Source organism: Sphingomonas sp. SP4, from assembly GCF_058313375.1.
In genome coordinates this window covers 1,044,296-1,059,442 of the sequence record NZ_JBZFLE010000002.1, presented here as the reverse complement: position 1 = coordinate 1,059,442, position 15,147 = coordinate 1,044,296, and the positions used below count along the sequence as shown (strand labels likewise).

Annotated in this window: 20 protein-coding genes; 15 read left to right on the top strand and 5 right to left on the bottom strand. The window is 64.5% G+C overall.

The window, feature by feature from the left end:
- The first annotated feature begins 49 nt into the window (after positions 1-49).
- Positions 50-814 (top strand): histidine phosphatase family protein, encoded by a 765-nt coding sequence (locus AC4GYV_RS14730; protein ID WP_491101449.1) that lies wholly within the window; start codon positions 50-52, stop codon positions 812-814.
- A complete protein-coding gene (locus AC4GYV_RS14725) occupies positions 811-1,659 on the top strand; it encodes an NAD(P)H-hydrate dehydratase (RefSeq protein WP_491101448.1) in 849 nt (282 codons plus the stop codon). The genes AC4GYV_RS14730 and AC4GYV_RS14725 overlap by 4 nt, the downstream gene beginning before the upstream one ends.
- Here AC4GYV_RS14725 and pyk read toward each other — a convergent pair.
- On the bottom strand, positions 1,648-3,126 hold the full coding sequence (gene pyk / locus AC4GYV_RS14720) for a pyruvate kinase (protein WP_491101447.1): 1,479 nt from the start codon (positions 3,124-3,126) through the stop codon (positions 1,648-1,650). The genes AC4GYV_RS14725 and pyk overlap by 12 nt on opposite strands.
- 99 nt (positions 3,127-3,225) lie before the next feature.
- Between pyk and AC4GYV_RS14715 the strand changes: the two genes are divergently transcribed.
- The 8 genes from AC4GYV_RS14715 to AC4GYV_RS14680 are packed head-to-tail and all read left to right on the top strand — an operon-like array spanning position 3,226 to position 8,687.
- Positions 3,226-3,468, top strand: a complete 243-nt coding sequence (locus tag AC4GYV_RS14715; RefSeq protein ID WP_491101446.1) for a DUF2312 domain-containing protein — start codon at positions 3,226-3,228, stop codon at positions 3,466-3,468.
- 53 nt (positions 3,469-3,521) lie between these two features.
- Complete coding sequence (locus AC4GYV_RS14710; protein ID WP_491101445.1) at positions 3,522-4,265, top strand: YebC/PmpR family DNA-binding transcriptional regulator; 744 nt, start codon at positions 3,522-3,524, stop codon at positions 4,263-4,265.
- A complete protein-coding gene (gene ruvC, locus AC4GYV_RS14705) occupies positions 4,258-4,746 on the top strand; it encodes a crossover junction endodeoxyribonuclease RuvC (RefSeq protein WP_491101444.1) in 489 nt (162 codons plus the stop codon). The genes AC4GYV_RS14710 and ruvC overlap by 8 nt, the downstream gene beginning before the upstream one ends.
- Before the next feature lie 12 nt (positions 4,747-4,758).
- Entirely contained in the window at positions 4,759-5,349 is a 591-nt protein-coding gene (gene ruvA, locus AC4GYV_RS14700) for a Holliday junction branch migration protein RuvA (protein ID WP_491101443.1), read from the top strand.
- On the top strand, positions 5,346-6,071 hold the full coding sequence (locus AC4GYV_RS14695) for a ParA family protein (protein ID WP_491101442.1): 726 nt from the start codon (positions 5,346-5,348) through the stop codon (positions 6,069-6,071). Before ruvA ends, AC4GYV_RS14695 begins: the two co-directional genes overlap by 4 nt.
- Positions 6,068-6,469, top strand: a complete 402-nt coding sequence (locus tag AC4GYV_RS14690) for a GFA family protein (protein ID WP_491101441.1) — start codon at positions 6,068-6,070, stop codon at positions 6,467-6,469. The genes AC4GYV_RS14695 and AC4GYV_RS14690 overlap by 4 nt, the downstream gene beginning before the upstream one ends.
- Entirely contained in the window at positions 6,469-7,512 is a 1,044-nt protein-coding gene (gene ruvB / locus AC4GYV_RS14685) for a Holliday junction branch migration DNA helicase RuvB (protein ID WP_491101440.1), read from the top strand. Before AC4GYV_RS14690 ends, ruvB begins: the two co-directional genes overlap by 1 nt.
- Entirely contained in the window at positions 7,512-8,687 is a 1,176-nt protein-coding gene (locus AC4GYV_RS14680; protein ID WP_491101439.1) for a DUF3089 domain-containing protein, read from the top strand. The genes ruvB and AC4GYV_RS14680 overlap by 1 nt, the downstream gene beginning before the upstream one ends.
- On the opposite strand, the gene AC4GYV_RS14675 is transcribed toward AC4GYV_RS14680, so the two are convergent.
- The gene (locus tag AC4GYV_RS14675) at positions 8,653-8,859 is read right to left on the bottom strand and encodes a helix-turn-helix transcriptional regulator (RefSeq protein WP_491101438.1); all 207 of its coding nucleotides are present in this window, start codon (positions 8,857-8,859) and stop codon (positions 8,653-8,655) included. The two genes, AC4GYV_RS14680 and AC4GYV_RS14675, sit on opposite strands and share 35 nt — an antisense overlap.
- A complete protein-coding gene (locus AC4GYV_RS14670) occupies positions 8,852-9,298 on the bottom strand; it encodes a hypothetical protein (RefSeq protein WP_491101437.1) in 447 nt (148 codons plus the stop codon). Before AC4GYV_RS14670 ends, AC4GYV_RS14675 begins: the two co-directional genes overlap by 8 nt.
- Before the next feature lie 98 nt (positions 9,299-9,396).
- On the opposite strand from AC4GYV_RS14670, the gene AC4GYV_RS14665 reads away from it, so the two are divergent.
- Genes AC4GYV_RS14665 through AC4GYV_RS14655 form a run of 3 tightly spaced genes read left to right on the top strand, consistent with a single transcriptional unit; the run spans position 9,397 to position 11,608 of the window.
- Positions 9,397-9,852: a YbgC/FadM family acyl-CoA thioesterase gene (locus AC4GYV_RS14665; RefSeq protein ID WP_491101436.1), complete on the top strand. Its 456-nt coding sequence runs from the start codon at positions 9,397-9,399 to the stop codon at positions 9,850-9,852.
- A complete protein-coding gene (gene tolB, locus AC4GYV_RS14660; protein WP_491101435.1) occupies positions 9,849-11,150 on the top strand; it encodes a Tol-Pal system beta propeller repeat protein TolB in 1,302 nt (433 codons plus the stop codon). The genes AC4GYV_RS14665 and tolB overlap by 4 nt, the downstream gene beginning before the upstream one ends.
- Entirely contained in the window at positions 11,150-11,608 is a 459-nt protein-coding gene (locus tag AC4GYV_RS14655) for an OmpA family protein (RefSeq protein WP_491101434.1), read from the top strand. The genes tolB and AC4GYV_RS14655 overlap by 1 nt, the downstream gene beginning before the upstream one ends.
- 30 nt (positions 11,609-11,638) lie before the next feature.
- Here AC4GYV_RS14655 and AC4GYV_RS14650 read toward each other — a convergent pair whose 3' ends face one another.
- Both AC4GYV_RS14650 and panC read right to left on the bottom strand, forming a co-directional pair.
- Positions 11,639-11,944, bottom strand: coding sequence for a hypothetical protein (locus AC4GYV_RS14650; RefSeq protein WP_491101433.1), 306 nt, complete (start codon positions 11,942-11,944; stop codon positions 11,639-11,641).
- An 88-nt stretch (positions 11,945-12,032) separates the two neighbouring features.
- On the bottom strand, positions 12,033-12,866 hold the full coding sequence (panC, locus tag AC4GYV_RS14645) for a pantoate--beta-alanine ligase (protein WP_491101432.1): 834 nt from the start codon (positions 12,864-12,866) through the stop codon (positions 12,033-12,035).
- A gap of 69 nt (positions 12,867-12,935) precedes the next feature.
- Between panC and AC4GYV_RS14640 the strand changes: the two genes are divergently transcribed.
- Both AC4GYV_RS14640 and pgmG read left to right on the top strand, forming a co-directional pair.
- A complete protein-coding gene (locus AC4GYV_RS14640; protein ID WP_491101431.1) occupies positions 12,936-13,727 on the top strand; it encodes a division plane positioning ATPase MipZ in 792 nt (263 codons plus the stop codon).
- 28 nt (positions 13,728-13,755) lie between these two features.
- The gene (gene pgmG, locus AC4GYV_RS14635; protein ID WP_491101430.1) at positions 13,756-15,135 is read left to right on the top strand and encodes a phosphoglucomutase/phosphomannomutase PgmG; all 1,380 of its coding nucleotides are present in this window, start codon (positions 13,756-13,758) and stop codon (positions 15,133-15,135) included.
- The last annotated feature ends 12 nt before the right edge of the window (positions 15,136-15,147 follow it).

Below are 15,147 nucleotides of genomic sequence, written 5' to 3'. Positions count from 1 at the left end.
TGGCACAATCGCAGGGCTCGTGCTTTGAGCAGATCAGGAGGAACGGCTGATGCGCCAGAACTGGCCCGAGCGCCTGTACCTGGTCCGCCACGGACAGAGTCAGGGCAATGTCGCACGCGACGCGGCGGATGAGGCGGGGCTGCACGAGATCGACATCGACGTTCGCGATGTCGACGTGCCTCTTTCGCAACTCGGCATCAAGCAGGCCGAGGCGGCGGGCCGCTGGTTCGCCTCGCTGCCGCGTGACCAGCGTCCTGAAGTCATTCTGTCCTCTCCGTACGTCAGGGCTCGTCAGACGGCGGAAATCATCTGCAAGGCGGATGCGCTTGCCGGGGGGCCGACAAGGACGATCATCGATGAGCGGCTGCGCGAGCGCGAATTCGGGATCTTCGACCGGCTGACCACGATCGGCATCCGCCAGCGCTTCCCCGAGGAGGCCGCGCACCGGAAGCGCCTGGGCAAATTCTATCACCGTCCACCCGGCGGCGAGAGCTGGGCGGACGTCATCCTGCGCCTCCGCTCGGCGATGAACACGATCAACCTCCACTATTGCGACAAGCGCGTGCTGATCGTCTGCCACCAGGTCGTGGTGCTCTGCTTCCGTTACATCCTCGAAGGGCTGGACGAAGCGGCGATCCTCAAGATCGACAAGCAGGCCGACGTGCTCAACTGCGGCATCGCAGCCTATGATTTCGAGCATGACGCACAGGGTTTGTGCGTCCCGGAGCTGACCCTATGGAACCACGGCGCGCCGCTCGAAAGCGAAGGCGCCCCGAAGACTTCCGCTCCGGATGCGATGACGGGGACGCGGTGAACCTCGATCGCGCCGCGCTCGACGCGCATCCGCTTCCGCCGGTCGTGGACGGCGACAAGGAGACCAAGGGCCGCATCCTGATCCTCGCCGGCAGCCGCGAGGTGCCCGGTGCGGCGCTTCTGACCGCGACCGCGGCGATGCGAGCCGGCGCCGGCAAGCTTCGCATTGCGACGTCGGAGAGCGTCGCCGTCGCGCTCGGCATCGCCATGCCCGAGGCGATGGTGATCGGCATGCCCGAAGACGCCGATGGAGGACTCGCGCAAGCGGCGCTCGAGACCATTGCGCAGGATGCTGCCAAGGTCGACGCAATCGTCGCTGGACCGGGCATGTCGACCGGCGGTATCTGCGGTCAAATCGCCGATGTTCTCCTTCGCTCGGAAGCGTGTCTCGCGCTCGACGCCGCCCTGCTTCACAGCCTCGAACCGGCCGCCGAGCCACGCTCAATCCGGCCCGTTTTGCTGCCTCACGCAGGTGAGCTCGCATCGCTCCTCGATTGCGATGAAGATGAGATCGAGCGTGAGCCGATCCGCTGCGGCAAGCGAGCTGCCGAAGCCTACAACTCAATTGTGCTGGTGAAAGGCGTCGTCAGCCACGTCGTCACGCCAGACGGCAGTTGCTGGACCTATGAAGGCGGCGCCTCCGGCCTCGGGGTGTCCGGCAGCGGCGACACACTGGCCGGGATTGTTGGTGGCCTGCTCGCACGCGGAGCGGAACCGCTCAACGCTTTGCTTTGGTCGGTCTGGCTGCACGGCGAGGCGGGCGCACGGCTCGGCGAGAAGGTGGGTCCGATCGGTTTCCTCGCCCGCGAAATCGCGGACGAAGTTCCGGCCCTTCTACCCGGCTGAGCTGTTGCCCCCGTGATAGCGATCGAGCTCATCGCCGATCAGCCGAACCACGTGGAGCACGTTGGTCGAACCCGCCGTGCCAAACGGAATGCCGGCCATCAGCACGATTCGCTCGCCGCCCTTTGCGATCTTGTGGCGCAGCGCCATGCGCTTGCCCTTCTCGACCATCTCTTCGAAGCTCGTGACGTCGCGGGTGTGCACCGCATGAGCTCCCCAAAGCAGGCCGAGGCGGCGGGAGGTGTGGAGCGACGCGCTCATCGCCAGCAACGGAACCGGCGGCCGCTCGCGCGCAATACGCCGCGCCGTCGCGCCCGAGCTGCTGTAGCAAACCATCGCCACCGCGCTGACGGTCTGCGCAATCTGCCGCGCCGACCCCGCGAGCGCGTCGGCGGTCGTCGGCTCCAGCCGGGTCTGCGTGAAGTGAACTCGAGCCATGTAGCTCGGGTCCCGCTCGACCGTGTTGGCGATGCGGTCCATCATCTGCACCGCCTCGCACGGATATTGGCCGGCGGCGCTTTCCGCCGACAACATCACAGCGTCCGCGCCATCGTAGATCGCCGTCGCAACGTCGCTAACTTCGGCACGCGTTGGCGTAGGCGATGTGATCATCGACTCAAGCATCTGCGTCGCAACGACCACCGGCTTGCCGAACTGTCGGGCAGTGGCGACGATCTTGTTCTGAAGCGGCGGCACCGCCTCGGGCGGAAGCTCGACGCCGAGATCGCCGCGCGCGACCATCACGGCATCCGAAAGCGCAATGATGTCATTGAGCCGATCGATCGCCGCCGGCTTCTCGATCTTCGCCAAAAGCGCGGCACGCTCACCAATCAGAGACCGAGCCTCGGCAACGTCCTCAGGCCGCTGCACGAATGACAGTGCGATCCAGTCGGCGCGCTGATCGAGCGCGAACTGCAAGTCGTCGCGGTCCTTGTCGGTCAGCGCCGGGATCGGCACCAGCACGTCTGGCACATTCACGCCCTTGTTGTCCGACACGGGCCCGCCGACCTTCACCTCGCACACGATCTTGTCGTCGCTCACCTCGACCACGCTGAGGCGGACCTTGCCGTCGTCGATCAGGATGTTCGTGCCGGGCTTTACCGATTCGAACAGCTCGGGATGCGGCAGCAGGACGCGCTTGTTGTCGCCGGGCGTTTCGTCGCGGTCGAAAATGAAGCGCATGCCCTTTTCCAGCACGGCCCTCTTGCCCTCGAACTGGCCGACTCGAAGCTTCGGCCCCTGCAGGTCGAACAGGATCGTCGAGGGGCGGTGAAATTCCTTTTCGAGCGCGCGGATATGCTCGACCAGCTTCGCCTTCTGCTTCTGGTCGCCGTGGCTCATGTTGATTCGGAAAGCGTCGGCACCGGCGAGGTAGAGCCTGCGGATCATCTTGGCGTCGCTCGATGCGGGACCGAGCGTCGCGAGGATTTTCACTTTGCGGGTACGTGGAGGAAGAAGAGTGTCGGTCACCGGCGATCCTGAAATGGGCGGGCCTGCCTTAGCCGCTTGATATGATGGTTCAACCCGCTAGAGCCGCGCTTCACACGTTAAAAATCGGAGAGTGGGAACATGGCGGACGGCACCGTCGCGGTCGATCAGTTGCGGCTATTCATCGAGCGGATCGAGCGTCTCGAGGAGGAAAAGAAGGGCATCGCGGACGATATCCGCGACGTCTACGCCGAGTCGAAATCGAACGGCTACGACACCAAAACCATGCGCGCGATCGTGCGCCTGAGGAAAATGGAGACGCACGCCCGGCAGGAAGCCGACGCGCTGCTGGAGACCTATCGCCAAGCGTTGGGCCTGGAGTAAGGAAGTTCGGGGATCCTGAGGGGTCCCCAAAAGTACCACTTTTTGGGGTTGGCATGGCAGGTCATTCCAAATTCAAGAACATCATGTACCGGAAGGGGGCGCAGGATAAGAAGCGCTCCGCCCTCTTCTCCAAGCTCAGCCGCGAAATCACCGTCGCGGCGAAGATGGGGCTTCCGGACCCTGAGGCGAATGCGCGGCTGCGCGCCGCGGTCATCGCGGCTCGCGCTCAGTCGATGCCGAAGGACAATATTCAGCGGTCGATCGACAAGGCCTCGGGCAGCGACGCCGAGAATTACGAAGAGATCCGCTACGAAGGTTTCGGCCCGGGCGGTGTCGCGATCATCGTCGAGGCGCTGACCGACAACCGCAACCGCACCGCGACCAACGTGCGCACGGCATTTTCGAAGAATGGCGGCAACCTTGGCGCGAGCGGAAGCGTCAGCCACGGCTTCGAAAGGCTCGGCCTCATCGAATATCCGGCGAGCGCCGGCGATGCCGACAAGGTCCTGGAAGCAGCGATCGAAGCGGGCGCCGACGACGTCGAATCCGACGACGATGGCCACCGCATCTGGACCAGCGTCGAGAACCTCCACGAAGTGTCGAAGGCGCTCGAGCCTCTGCTCGGCGAAGGCGAAGGCGCGAAGCTGGCGTGGCGGCCGTCGACTCAAGTCGAGGTTCGCGGTGACGAAGCCCAGCTGCTGCTGAAGCTCATGGACGCGCTCGACGACGACGACGATGTCCAGACGGTCTGGGGCAACGAGAAGGTCCCGGACGAGGAGCTGGAGAAGTTTGCCTAAGGTCCTGGGTCTCGACCCAGGGCTCGGCACCACCGGCTGGGGGATTATCCAGGCCGAGGGCAATCGCCTCACTCACATTGCGAACGGGCAGTTCAAGTCCGACGCCGCTTTCCCGCTCGGGCAGCGCCTGGCCCGGCTTGCCGATCAGATCGAAGCGATGATCGTCGAGCACCGGCCGGAATTCGCCGCGGTCGAGGAAGTGTTCGTCAACAAGAACCCGCAGTCGACGCTGAAGCTGGGCCAGGCTCGCGGCGTCGCAATCATGGTGGCGGCGCGCTCCGGAATGCCTGTCGGCGAATATTCCCCGGCGGTGGTCAAGAAATCGGTCGTCGGAACGGGCGCTGCCGACAAGGCGCAGATTCACGCGATGATTTCGCGCCTGCTGCCGGGAACGACCATTGCAGGTCCAGACGCTGCGGATGCCCTTGCCGTAGCCATTACGCACGCACATCATCTGGCTACGGCGCGCCGCATCGCTTAAGCCTTACGGCTGATGATCGCGCGCCTTTCAGGACTCCTCGCCGAAACCAGCAGCGACAGCGCTGTGATTGACGTCGGCGGCGTCGGCTATCAAGTGCAGCTGAGCGCGCGCACGCTCAATTCGGTCGGCCCCATTGGCGGCGAAGTCCTGCTGCTCACAGAGCTGCAGGTTCGCGAAGACGCCTGGACCCTGTTTGGCTTCGGATCGCAGGCGGAGCGCGATGCCTTTCGCGCACTCACGTCCATCCAGGGCGTGGGGGGCCGTTTGGCTCTCGCAATCCTGTCGGTCCTCGCGCCCGACGAACTCGCTCGTGCCGTGAGTCAGGGCGACAAAGCGATGATCGGTCGCGCCAATGGCGTTGGACCAAAGCTCGCAGCGCGCATCGCCAATGAGTTGCAGGGCAAGCTGGGAGCCACCGGACTTGGCGGATCGGCGCCCGCTCCGCGCGCTGGGGCCGCGGCCGACGCCCTTTCCGCGCTCGCCAATCTCGGCTTCAAGCCGGCCGACGCGAGCGCCGCCGTCAACGCGGCACAGGACGAACTTGGCGAAGATGCAACTCTCGACGCGCTCGTAAGGCTGGCACTGAAGAAAGCGGCGAAATGATCGTTGCCGTCTACAGCGTGAAAGGCGGTGTAGGGAAAAGCACGCTGGCGGTGAACCTGGCGTGGGCGAGTGCGACATTGTCGAAGCGGCGAACCCTGCTGTGGGACCTCGATGCCCAAGGCGCCGCCAGCTACGTCCTTGGCCAAGAGCTCGGCGCCAAGTCGGCCAAATCCAGCATTACGCGGGATAACGACGTCTCGGGCCTGATCCGCGCTTCGAATGTCGCCGGCATTGACGTCTTGCCCGCCGATGAATCCCTTCGGACGCTGGATTACGCGTTCCATGACCTCGGCAAGCGCAAGCGCCTCGCGCACATCGCCGAGGACCTCTCCGCCTCCTATGACCGCGTGATCATCGACTCCCCGCCGGGCCTGACCGACACTTCCGACCAGATCATGCGCGCGTCGGACATTGTGGTCGTGCCAGTAATCCCCTCGCCGCTCTCCCAGCGCTCGCTCGACGTGATCAAGGAATATGTCGGCCGCAAGAAGGGCCCGAAAGTGATCCTCGCCCCCGTCTTCTCCATGGTCGACCGCCGTCGCGCTCTCCACCAGTCCGAGCTCGACAAGCACTCCGGCTGGCCGTGCATCCCAATGGCCAGCGCCTTCGAAAAGATGAGCGAAGAACGTAAGCCCATCGGCGAGATCCTGCCTCGGTCTGCGCCGCCGGTCTTGGCGGTGACCGAACTGTGGAAGCGGATCGAGAAGGCGTTGGCGAAATGACGACGCACAGTGCTTCCTGCCGTTGCGGCCAGCTGCGCGCGGTCGCCCATGGCGATCCTGTCCGCGTCTCAGTCTGCCACTGCCTGGCTTGCCAGAAGCGCACCGGCAGCGCTTTCTCGACCCAGGCGCGATGGCCTGCAGAATGCGTCGAGTTCGAAGGCGTTTCGACGCAGTGGGCTCGGACCGCGGACAGTGGTCAGAAGACGACCTATCATTTCTGTCCAGAGTGCGGCTCGACGGTCCATTACAGTGGCGGCAATTTCCCCGACGTGGTGGCCATCCCGCTCGGTGCGCTCGACGATCCCTACATCGTCGACAGTCCGGACTATTCGGTTTGGGAAACGCGCAAGCACGACTGGCTCGACATCACCGATCCAGACGTCGAACATAGAGACTGATGGCGACCGACCCCGCACGCATTACCACGCCCGAACGAACCGCCGAGGACGCGGACGCTGCGCTGCGCCCGAAGAGCCTCGACGAGTTCATCGGTCAGCAGGCGGCACGAGAGAATCTGCGCGTCTTTGTCCACGCCGCGAAAAGCCGCGGCGAGGCGCTCGATCACGTATTGCTTCACGGCCCGCCCGGCCTCGGCAAGACGACACTCGCCGGCATCCTCGCTCGCGAAATGGGGGTCGGCTTCCGCGCCACCTCTGGCCCGGTAATCGCCAAGTCCGGCGACCTCGCAGCGCTTTTGACGAACCTTGAGGATGGCGACGTCCTGTTCATCGACGAGATCCACCGCCTCAATCCTGCAGTCGAGGAAGTGCTCTATCCCGCGATGGAGGACCGGGCGCTCGACCTGATGATCGGCGAAGGACCGTCCGCGCGATCGGTGCGGATCGATCTTCCGCGCTTCACGCTAGTGGGGGCAACGACGCGGCAGGGCCTCCTGACGACGCCGCTCCGCGACCGCTTCGGCATTCCCGTCCGGCTCAACTTCTACACCATTGAAGAATTAGAGCAGGTCGTCCGCCGCGCCGCGCGCCTGCTCGGAGCGGACCTGACCGAGGATGGCGCGCGCGAGATCGCCCGTCGCTCACGCGGCACACCGCGCATCGCGGGCCGCCTCCTGCGGCGCGTCCGCGACTTCGCCCATGCCGCCGGCAACGACACGATCAACGCCGAGGCCGCTGACCGCGCACTGTCGCGGCTGGAGATCGATAGCCTCGGACTCGACGCCATGGACCGCCGCTACCTGCACATGATCGCCGACCTCTACGGCGGCGGACCGGTCGGTGTGGAAACTCTTGCCGCCGGCCTCAGCGAGCCGCGCGACACGATTGAGGACGTGATCGAGCCCTATCTCATTCAGCTCGGCCTCATCGCGCGAACTGCACGTGGGCGGTGCCTAAACGGCCGCGGCTATACCCATCTCGGCTTACCGCAGCCGCAAGGCAGCCAGGGTGGATTGTTCGATCCGGGAGGGACCTCGAAGTAATGCGTCACCTGTTCCTGTTCGGCGCCGCCGCGCTTGCGGCCGCCACTCCGCTTTCCGCTCAAACCCCCGCACCGGCCGCTCCTGATTACACGAAAGATTCGAGCTGGCTCTGTCTGCCGGGCCGTAACGACACCTGCTCGACGCCGCTCGCGACAACGGCCCTCAACGCAAACGGCTATGGATCGACCGGCCAGAGCACTGTTGCCAAAGATCCACCGCTCGACTGCTTCTACGTCTATCCGACGGTATCGCGCGACCAGGGTCTCAACAGCGATCTCAATGTTAGCGAAGAGAAAGGCGCCGCTCAGTCGCAGTTCGCGCGCTTCGCCGGCGTCTGCCGAACCTTCGCGCCGATCTACCGCCAGATGACGCTGGCAGCGATCGCCGCATATTCGGCAGGGGGCAGCATTGATGTAGCCGCCGCGACCGCATACCGCGACGTTGCCGCCGCTTGGCGCAATTACCTGACGACAAGGAACAACGGTCGCCCGTTCGTCTTGATCGGCCACAGCCAGGGCAGCCTGATGCTGCAACAGCTGATTTCGCGCGAGATCGAGACCAACCCGGCCGTCGCCGCCCGCATGAAGCTTGCGATCATGCCCGGCTTCAACGTGCTCGTGCCGACCGGAAAGCTCGTCGGCGGGACGTTCAAGAAAACACGGCTCTGCAGCCAGCCCGGAGAGACCGGCTGCGTGATGTCCTGGGTCAGCTTCCGCGAGAAGAACGTGCCCCCGATCGGCGCCATCTTTGGCATCTCGGACAAGCCCGGAATGACCGTCGGCTGCGTCAATCCCGCGCTTCCGGGCTCCCGCGACTGGGTGAAGCTCGACAGCTATTGGTATTCTCGGTCGGGCCTGCCTGTCCCGGGCGGACCCATCACCTGGTCAACCGAAGGAGCGCCGCCCTCGCCCTATCTTCGCACCGACGGACTCGTCTCCGCGAAGTGCGTTGCCGACGGGCCGCGCGGCTACCTATCGATCCGCACCAACCACAGTCCCGGCGATAAGCGCACCGACCGTGTCGGCGGCGAGGTGGGTCTGTTCGGCATGTTCCTGCCCGGCTGGGGAATGCACTTGTCCGACATGTCCGAAGCACAGGGCGACCTGATCCGCCAGGTTGGTGATATTGCAATGGCGGAAGCTAAGGCTCGATCCAGAACAGCTGCTCGACGCTGAGGTCCAGCGCCTTCGCCAGCTTGATCGCGAGCATCGCCGAGGGCGTGAACACGCCGTTTTCCACCGTGTTCACGGTCTTGCGCGTCACGCCTACCTGTTCAGCGAGCTCGGCCTGAGTGAGGCCAAGCTCGGTTCGTCGTTCCTTTAGTCGGTTCGCCAGGGTCTCAGTCACCTTTCAGCGCTCGGCGCTCCAACAAGCCGAAACGAAGCACCGCCGCGGCGATCCCGACCGTCATGACCAGATGCAGCGCTTCGCGTCCGCCAATCGGCTCGAACAGGCTGACGACATAAAGCACGATGCAGGCGGCCATGCTGACGATGAAGCCCAGCTGATAAGCGGAATTGCGATTGGCCAACGTTGCTTCGTCGTTCGCGAGGGCCCGCACTTCCTTTGAATAGACCCACCCGCCGCCGGTCGCGAGAGCGAGCACCATCACCACCGACATGACCAGCCAGGCGCCGATCTGGACGCGATCCACTGAACGGTCTCCAGCGCCGGCGCCCGTGAAGAAGCTCAGTTGCTGGATGAGGAAGAAGACGCCGAGCGCCGGAAAGGCCCGCGCACGCCGCTCATTCCATTCCTCCGCTTTCTCTGCCGCATTCTTCGCCATCGATTGCCCCTTGTAACCTATAAGTTACATGTAACCTTCGCGTTACATCGGAGTCAAGCGGGGTTGCCGCGGCGGGCTTGCTCGTTAGAGCGGCCCTGATGACGCGCGATCTCGACACGCCCTATCGCGGCGGCTTCGTCGGTACGGAGCACCATTTCGCGCTCAGCGTCTATTTCGAGGACACCGACGCCTACGGCATCGTCTATTACGCCAATTATCTGAAGTTCATGGAGCGCGCCCGGTCCGACTTCATCCGCGCGGTTGGCGTCGACCAGGCAGCAGAGCTTCGGGCCAGCGGCAGCGCCTACGCCGTGGTCGAGGTCGACATCCGCTACAAGCGGCCGGGCAAGCTCGGCGACGACCTGCTGGTCGTCAGCACGGTCGAACAGGTCCGCGCATCGTCGGTCGATATTCATCAGCGAGTCATGCGCGGACCGGAACTGTTGACGGACGCAAACGTCACGGCAGCCTTCCTCGACGGGCAGGGTCGACCGCGGCGCCAGCCAAAAGAATGGGCCGAAAAGTTCAACGCAATCATCTCAAAGGGGCAATGATCTTCAAATCGCTTCGAATGGGCCTGCTGTTTGCGGCTGCCGGCCTCGGCGCCGCGGCACAGGCGCAGCAGCCCGGCAACGCAGCGGCGACGGTGGTCGCCGTGCCGCCGCTAGCTACGCCCGACGATCAGCAGTCGGCCTCGCTTCGCATCGCATGGGACGCGTCCAAGCTGATCGCCCAAGACCTGAGCACGACGTCGGAGATCATGCCGCTCCCGCCGGTGCAAAAGGATTTCTACTCCTACCCCGAAGTCACGGCACCGAGCTTTCCAAAGTGGCGCTCGAACAACGCCAAGTTCCTCGTGACAGGTTTCGTGCAGGCGCGGTCTGACAAGCGCATCACCTTCGGCTGCTACGTCTATGACGTGGACAAGGGCCGCGAAGTGTCGCGCAAGGGCTTCGTGGTCGACCCTGCCGACTGGCAGCGCGCCGCGCATAAATGTTCGGGCCTCGCCTATACCGCGGTGACCGGAGCTCCCGGCATTTTCGACACGCGCATCACCTATGTCGCTGAAAGCGGCATCGGCACTGCCCGGAAGGAGCGCATCGCGATCATGGACAGCGACGGCACCAACCATCGCTATCTGACGGCGGGCGAAACCATGGTGCTGACTCCGCGCCTGTCGCCCCGTGCGGCGCGTGTCGCCTTCGTCAGCTTCGCCGATGGCCGGCCGCAGATCCAGCTGCTTGAGATAGCCTCCGGCAACAAGCACCCGCTCGTCGCGAACAATGCAATCACCTTCGCGCCGCGTTTCTCGCCTGACGGCAACCGAATCCTCTTCTCGATGATGGTGGGGCCCAACAGCGACATCTACGTCGCGAGCGCTCAGGGGGGCGCGCCGCAACGCCTGACGACCTCGCCGGGCGTCGACACGGATGCGAGCTTCTCTCCCGACGGAAGCAAGATCGCCTTCGAAAGCGACCGTTCGGGATCGCAGCAGATCTACATCATGAACTCGGACGGATCGGACCAGCGGCGCATCAGCTTCGGCGGCGCGGCTTATGCCTCGCCGCAGTGGAGCCCAGACGGCGAATGGATCGCCTTCACTCGCCGCGAGCCCGGCGGCCGGCGGATCGGGATCATCAAGCCGGACGGGACGGGCGAGCGCATCCTGTCCAATGGCCCCGGCGACGAAGCCGCGGCCTGGGCGGCAAGCAGCCGCGAATTGATTTTCGAGCGCAGCGATGCAGCCGGCCGGCCGTCGATCTACCGCGTGTCGCTCGACGGCAGCGAGCCGCGCAATGTCGCGCTGCCGCAACCCGGATCCGATCCGGACTGGTCTGGAGTGATGGACTGATGCGCCGATTGATTCTCAGCATCTCGGCGATCGCATTCATTGCGACTGCCGCGTCGGCGCAATTGCCGGGCCTTCGCAAGCGCACTGGCCCGCCTGCGGCTCAGCAGGCCGGACCTCTCGCGGGCATAGACGCCGCGAAGGCGGACTTCCTCGCTCATTCGGGCGGCGACACCATCTTTTTCGGCGTGGGATCGTTCGGGCTCAGCCAACCCGCGAGAACCACGCTGGCGGCGCAGGCAATCTGGCTGAGGCAGCATCCGGAAGTCTCGGTGCGCATCGAAGGGCATGGCGATTCCGGCGACACCCGCGATCACGCAATCGCCGTCGGTGCGCGGCGCGCTCAGGAAGTCCGCGAATATCTCGTACTAATGGGCGTACCGGCCCCCCAGATCACGACATCCAGCTGGGGCAAGGAACGCCCGGGTTCACCGCGGGCAGTCACGGTATTGGTTCAGTAAGGCTCCTGCCTTCGCAGGAGCAGCTCGGCATTACGCAGCGCGGCGCTGGTAGCCGCAGGCGCTCAGCCAGGCGCGAGCCTGACGCTGTGCTTCGGCGATCTCACGCGCAGTCATCTCGACAGAGATTTCCGCCCGGCATTGCTGGCCGCCGGTGTGTCCTGACAGAGCGGCGAGGTTGAACCACTTATGAGCTTCGATCAGGTCCACCGGCGATCCGCCGCGACCCGTGGAAAACGTAATCCCGAGCTCGAACAAGGCATCGACGTCGCCTGCTTCGGCATCGGCGATCCGGCTCTGGATCAGGAACTCCGCACTCTTCTGACTAATGGCACCCATGACTGTCCCCCACTCTCCTGTTGAACGGAGATTGAAGGGCTGATCGCAAAAAAATGGTTAACGCCATTTAGCCATGCAAATTAGCCACTTAAATGGCGATATTGTCGATCAGCCTCGTCGATCCGATCTTCGCGGCAGCGATCAATCGCATTTTGCCGCGGGGTTCATCGAGCGGCTCCAACGTATCTGAATCGACCAGTGCGAGATAGTCGATGCGCAGGAAGCCGGCATCGATCAGCGCCTGCTTTGCATGCCTCAGCGCAGATCCAACGGGCGTTCCCGCCATGATCGCCTCGCGCGCAGCGCTGAGCGCGGTGGGAAGCGCGGCCGCGCGCGCCCGCTCCTCCTCTGAAAGATAGAAGTTGCGCGATGACAGCGCGAGATTGTCGCCCTCCCGCACAGTGGGAACACCCACTACCTCCACGGGAAGTGCCAGGTCGCGGACCATCCGTCGAATGACCGCAAGTTGCTGAAAATCCTTCTCGCCGAACAGCGCAACGTCGGGGCCAACGGAGAGCAGCAGCTTGGCGACCACCGTGGCGACACCATCGAAATGGCCTGGTCGAGCCTCGCCCTCCCAGCGTTCCGAAACGCCTGAGACGCTGATCTTCGTCGAAAAGCCGTCCGGGTAGATGTCGCTCACCGATGGGAGCCAAAGTAGGTCGCAGCCGGCTTCCTCTAGCATCCGTGCGTCTTCGGCTTCCCGGCGCGGATAGCGGTCGAGATCTTCACCCGCGCCGAACTGCAGCGGATTGACGAAGATGCTCGCCGCGACTTTGTCCGCGCGGCGCTTCGCTTCGGCGATCAGCGCCATGTGGCCAGCGTGCAACGCGCCCATGGTTGGAACGAGCGCGAGCGTGCCTTCGCGCTTCAGTTTAGCGACGGCTTTCGCTAATTCTTCACTTCGCCGAATGGTTTGCACGCTTGGAGCCCCTCAGTTAATCTTTGCGTGGGCGCGGCCGTAAGAAGCCGCGAGGGGAAGGGTCAAGTCATGGTACAGCCGCATTTCATCGTCTTCGCCAACGAAAAGGGTGGCACCGGCAAGTCAACGACGGCCGTTCATACTGCGATCGCGCTTGCTGCTTCGGGTCATCGCGTGGCCGCGCTTGACCTCGACAGCCGCCAGCGGACCATGACCCGCTATCTCGAAAACCGCGACGCGACGATGCGCCGGCTCGAGCAGCAGCTGCCGCAAGCGACCTACGAAGTCCTGCAGGACCAAACCGAAGAAGCGCTGAACGCCGCCATCGCTCGCCTGTCTCAGGACGTGGACGTGGTCGTCATCGACACGCCGGGCCGCGACGACGCCCTTGCACGAGCTGCGATCCTGCGCGCCGACACGCTCGTCACGCCGATGAACGACAGCTTCGTCGATCTCGACCTGATCGGCCAGGTCCATCCGGAGAATTACAAGATCACGCGGCCGAGCTTCTACGCCGAGCTGATTTGGAACAGCCGCACCGCGCGCGCGAAGCAGACCGGCAAGAGCGTCGACTGGGTCGTGCTCCGCAACCGCCTGCAGCACATCCAATCGCACAACCTGCAGCGCGTTGGCGCCGCCTTGGATGAACTTGCTCGCCGCGTCGGCTTCCGCGTCATTCCGGGCTTGGGTGAGCGCGTCATCTACCGCGAGCTTTTCCCCAAGGGCCTGACCTTGCTCGATCTTCAGCAGATCGGGGACCTCGGCATCGGCCACATCACCGCGCGCCAGGAGCTTCGCGAGATGATCGCGGGCCTCGGCATTCCGGGACAGGAAGAGCAGAAGCTGGCCGCCGCTGGCTAATGGCGCAAGGCGCGGCTATCGCGCCGGCATGAGTCACGCGTTCAACAGCACCATCCTGCGCGAATATGACATTCGCGGAATCGTCGGCGACACGCTTACTGAAGCGGACGCTTATGCACTCGGTCGCAGCTACGCGGCCATGGCCCGCGAGGAGGGCGCTCGACGGATCGCGGTCGGCCGCGACGGCCGCACCCACAGCGGGATGCTCGAAGCCGAGCTGATCCGCGGCCTCACCGAAGGCGGAATCGACGTGCTGCAGACCGGCATGGGCCCAAGCCCGATGCTCTACTTCGCGACCTACTATCTGGACGTCGACGGCGGGATGCAGGTGACCGGCAGCCACAATCCTGCCGACTATAACGGCTTCAAGATGCTGCTGAAGGGCCGCTCTGTGTTCGGGCAGGAAATCCAGGCGCTCGGAAAGCGCTCCGCTTCCGGCCACTGGGGTCAAGGCAGTGGCACCGTCGAGGAAGTCGACATCCGCGAAGCCTATGTCGACCGCCTGCTCGAAGGTTTCTCCGGCAAAGCTTACCGAATCGGTTGGGATGCCGGGAACGGGGCGGCTGGACCGATCCTCGACATGCTGCTCGACCGCTTGCCGGGTCAGCATCACGCGATCTTCACCGAGGTCGACGGCCGCTTTCCGAATCACCACCCCGACCCGACGGTCGAGAAGAACCTCGCTGACCTGAAACAGCTCGTCGCCGACAAGCAGCTCGACTTCGGCATTGCTTTCGACGGGGACGGCGACCGCATCGGCGCGGTCGACGGCAAGGGGCGCGTGATCTGGGGCGACCAGCTCCTGATAATCCTCGCCGTGCCGGTCCTCCAGGAACTCCCGGGCTCGACACTCATCGCCGACGTGAAGGCAAGCCAGAGCTTCTTCGACCGCGTCGCGGAGCTCGGCGGCCAGCCGCTGATGTGGAAGACGGGCCACAGCCTCATCAAGTCGAAGATGAAGGAAACGGGCGCGCCGCTGGCGGGCGAGATGAGCGGCCACATCTTCTTCAAGCACCGGTGGTACGGCTTCGACGACGCGCTCTACGCCGCGGTCCGACTGATCGAGGCGGTTAGCGCCAGCGGGAAATCCCTCACTGAGATCATGGACGCCATGCCGAAGACCACGGCGACGCCGGAGCTTCGCTTCCAGGTCGACGAAAGCCGTAAGTTCTCGATCGTCGATGAAGTCCGCGACCGCCTCTCCGCCGACGGCGCCAAGGTCGACGCAACGGATGGCGTGCGCGTCAGCACCGACGACGGCTGGTGGCTCCTGCGCGCCTCGAACACGCAGGACGTGCTCGTCGCCCGCGCCGAATCCGCCGACCAGGCAGGCCTTGACCGGCTCGTCGCCCAGATCGACGACCAGCTCGCCAAGTCCGGCGTGGAACGCGTCGACGCCACGCACTGACACCCGAGGGGA

Bases quoted from the DNA above. Each gene is read 5' to 3' on its own strand.
- ruvB (WP_491101440.1), top strand. From the start codon at position 6,469: ATGGCGACCGACCCCGCACGCATTACCACGCCCGAACGAACCGCCGAG.
- AC4GYV_RS14665 (WP_491101436.1), top strand. From the start codon at position 9,397: ATGACGCGCGATCTCGACACGCCCTATCGCGGCGGCTTCGTCGGTACG.
- ruvA (WP_491101443.1), top strand. From the start codon at position 4,759: ATGATCGCGCGCCTTTCAGGACTCCTCGCCGAAACCAGCAGCGACAGC.
- AC4GYV_RS14650 (WP_491101433.1), bottom strand. From the start codon at position 11,944: ATGGGTGCCATTAGTCAGAAGAGTGCGGAGTTCCTGATCCAGAGCCGG.
- AC4GYV_RS14695 (WP_491101442.1), top strand. From the start codon at position 5,346: ATGATCGTTGCCGTCTACAGCGTGAAAGGCGGTGTAGGGAAAAGCACG.
- AC4GYV_RS14690 (WP_491101441.1), top strand. From the start codon at position 6,068: ATGACGACGCACAGTGCTTCCTGCCGTTGCGGCCAGCTGCGCGCGGTC.
- pgmG (WP_491101430.1), top strand. From the start codon at position 13,756: ATGAGTCACGCGTTCAACAGCACCATCCTGCGCGAATATGACATTCGC.
- AC4GYV_RS14640 (WP_491101431.1), top strand. From the start codon at position 12,936: ATGGTACAGCCGCATTTCATCGTCTTCGCCAACGAAAAGGGTGGCACC.
- tolB (WP_491101435.1), top strand. From the start codon at position 9,849: ATGATCTTCAAATCGCTTCGAATGGGCCTGCTGTTTGCGGCTGCCGGC.
- AC4GYV_RS14670 (WP_491101437.1), bottom strand. From the start codon at position 9,298: ATGGCGAAGAATGCGGCAGAGAAAGCGGAGGAATGGAATGAGCGGCGT.
- AC4GYV_RS14680 (WP_491101439.1), top strand. From the start codon at position 7,512: ATGCGTCACCTGTTCCTGTTCGGCGCCGCCGCGCTTGCGGCCGCCACT.
- AC4GYV_RS14715 (WP_491101446.1), top strand. From the start codon at position 3,226: ATGGCGGACGGCACCGTCGCGGTCGATCAGTTGCGGCTATTCATCGAG.
- AC4GYV_RS14730 (WP_491101449.1), top strand. From the start codon at position 50: ATGCGCCAGAACTGGCCCGAGCGCCTGTACCTGGTCCGCCACGGACAG.
- AC4GYV_RS14710 (WP_491101445.1), top strand. From the start codon at position 3,522: ATGGCAGGTCATTCCAAATTCAAGAACATCATGTACCGGAAGGGGGCG.
- AC4GYV_RS14655 (WP_491101434.1), top strand. From the start codon at position 11,150: ATGCGCCGATTGATTCTCAGCATCTCGGCGATCGCATTCATTGCGACT.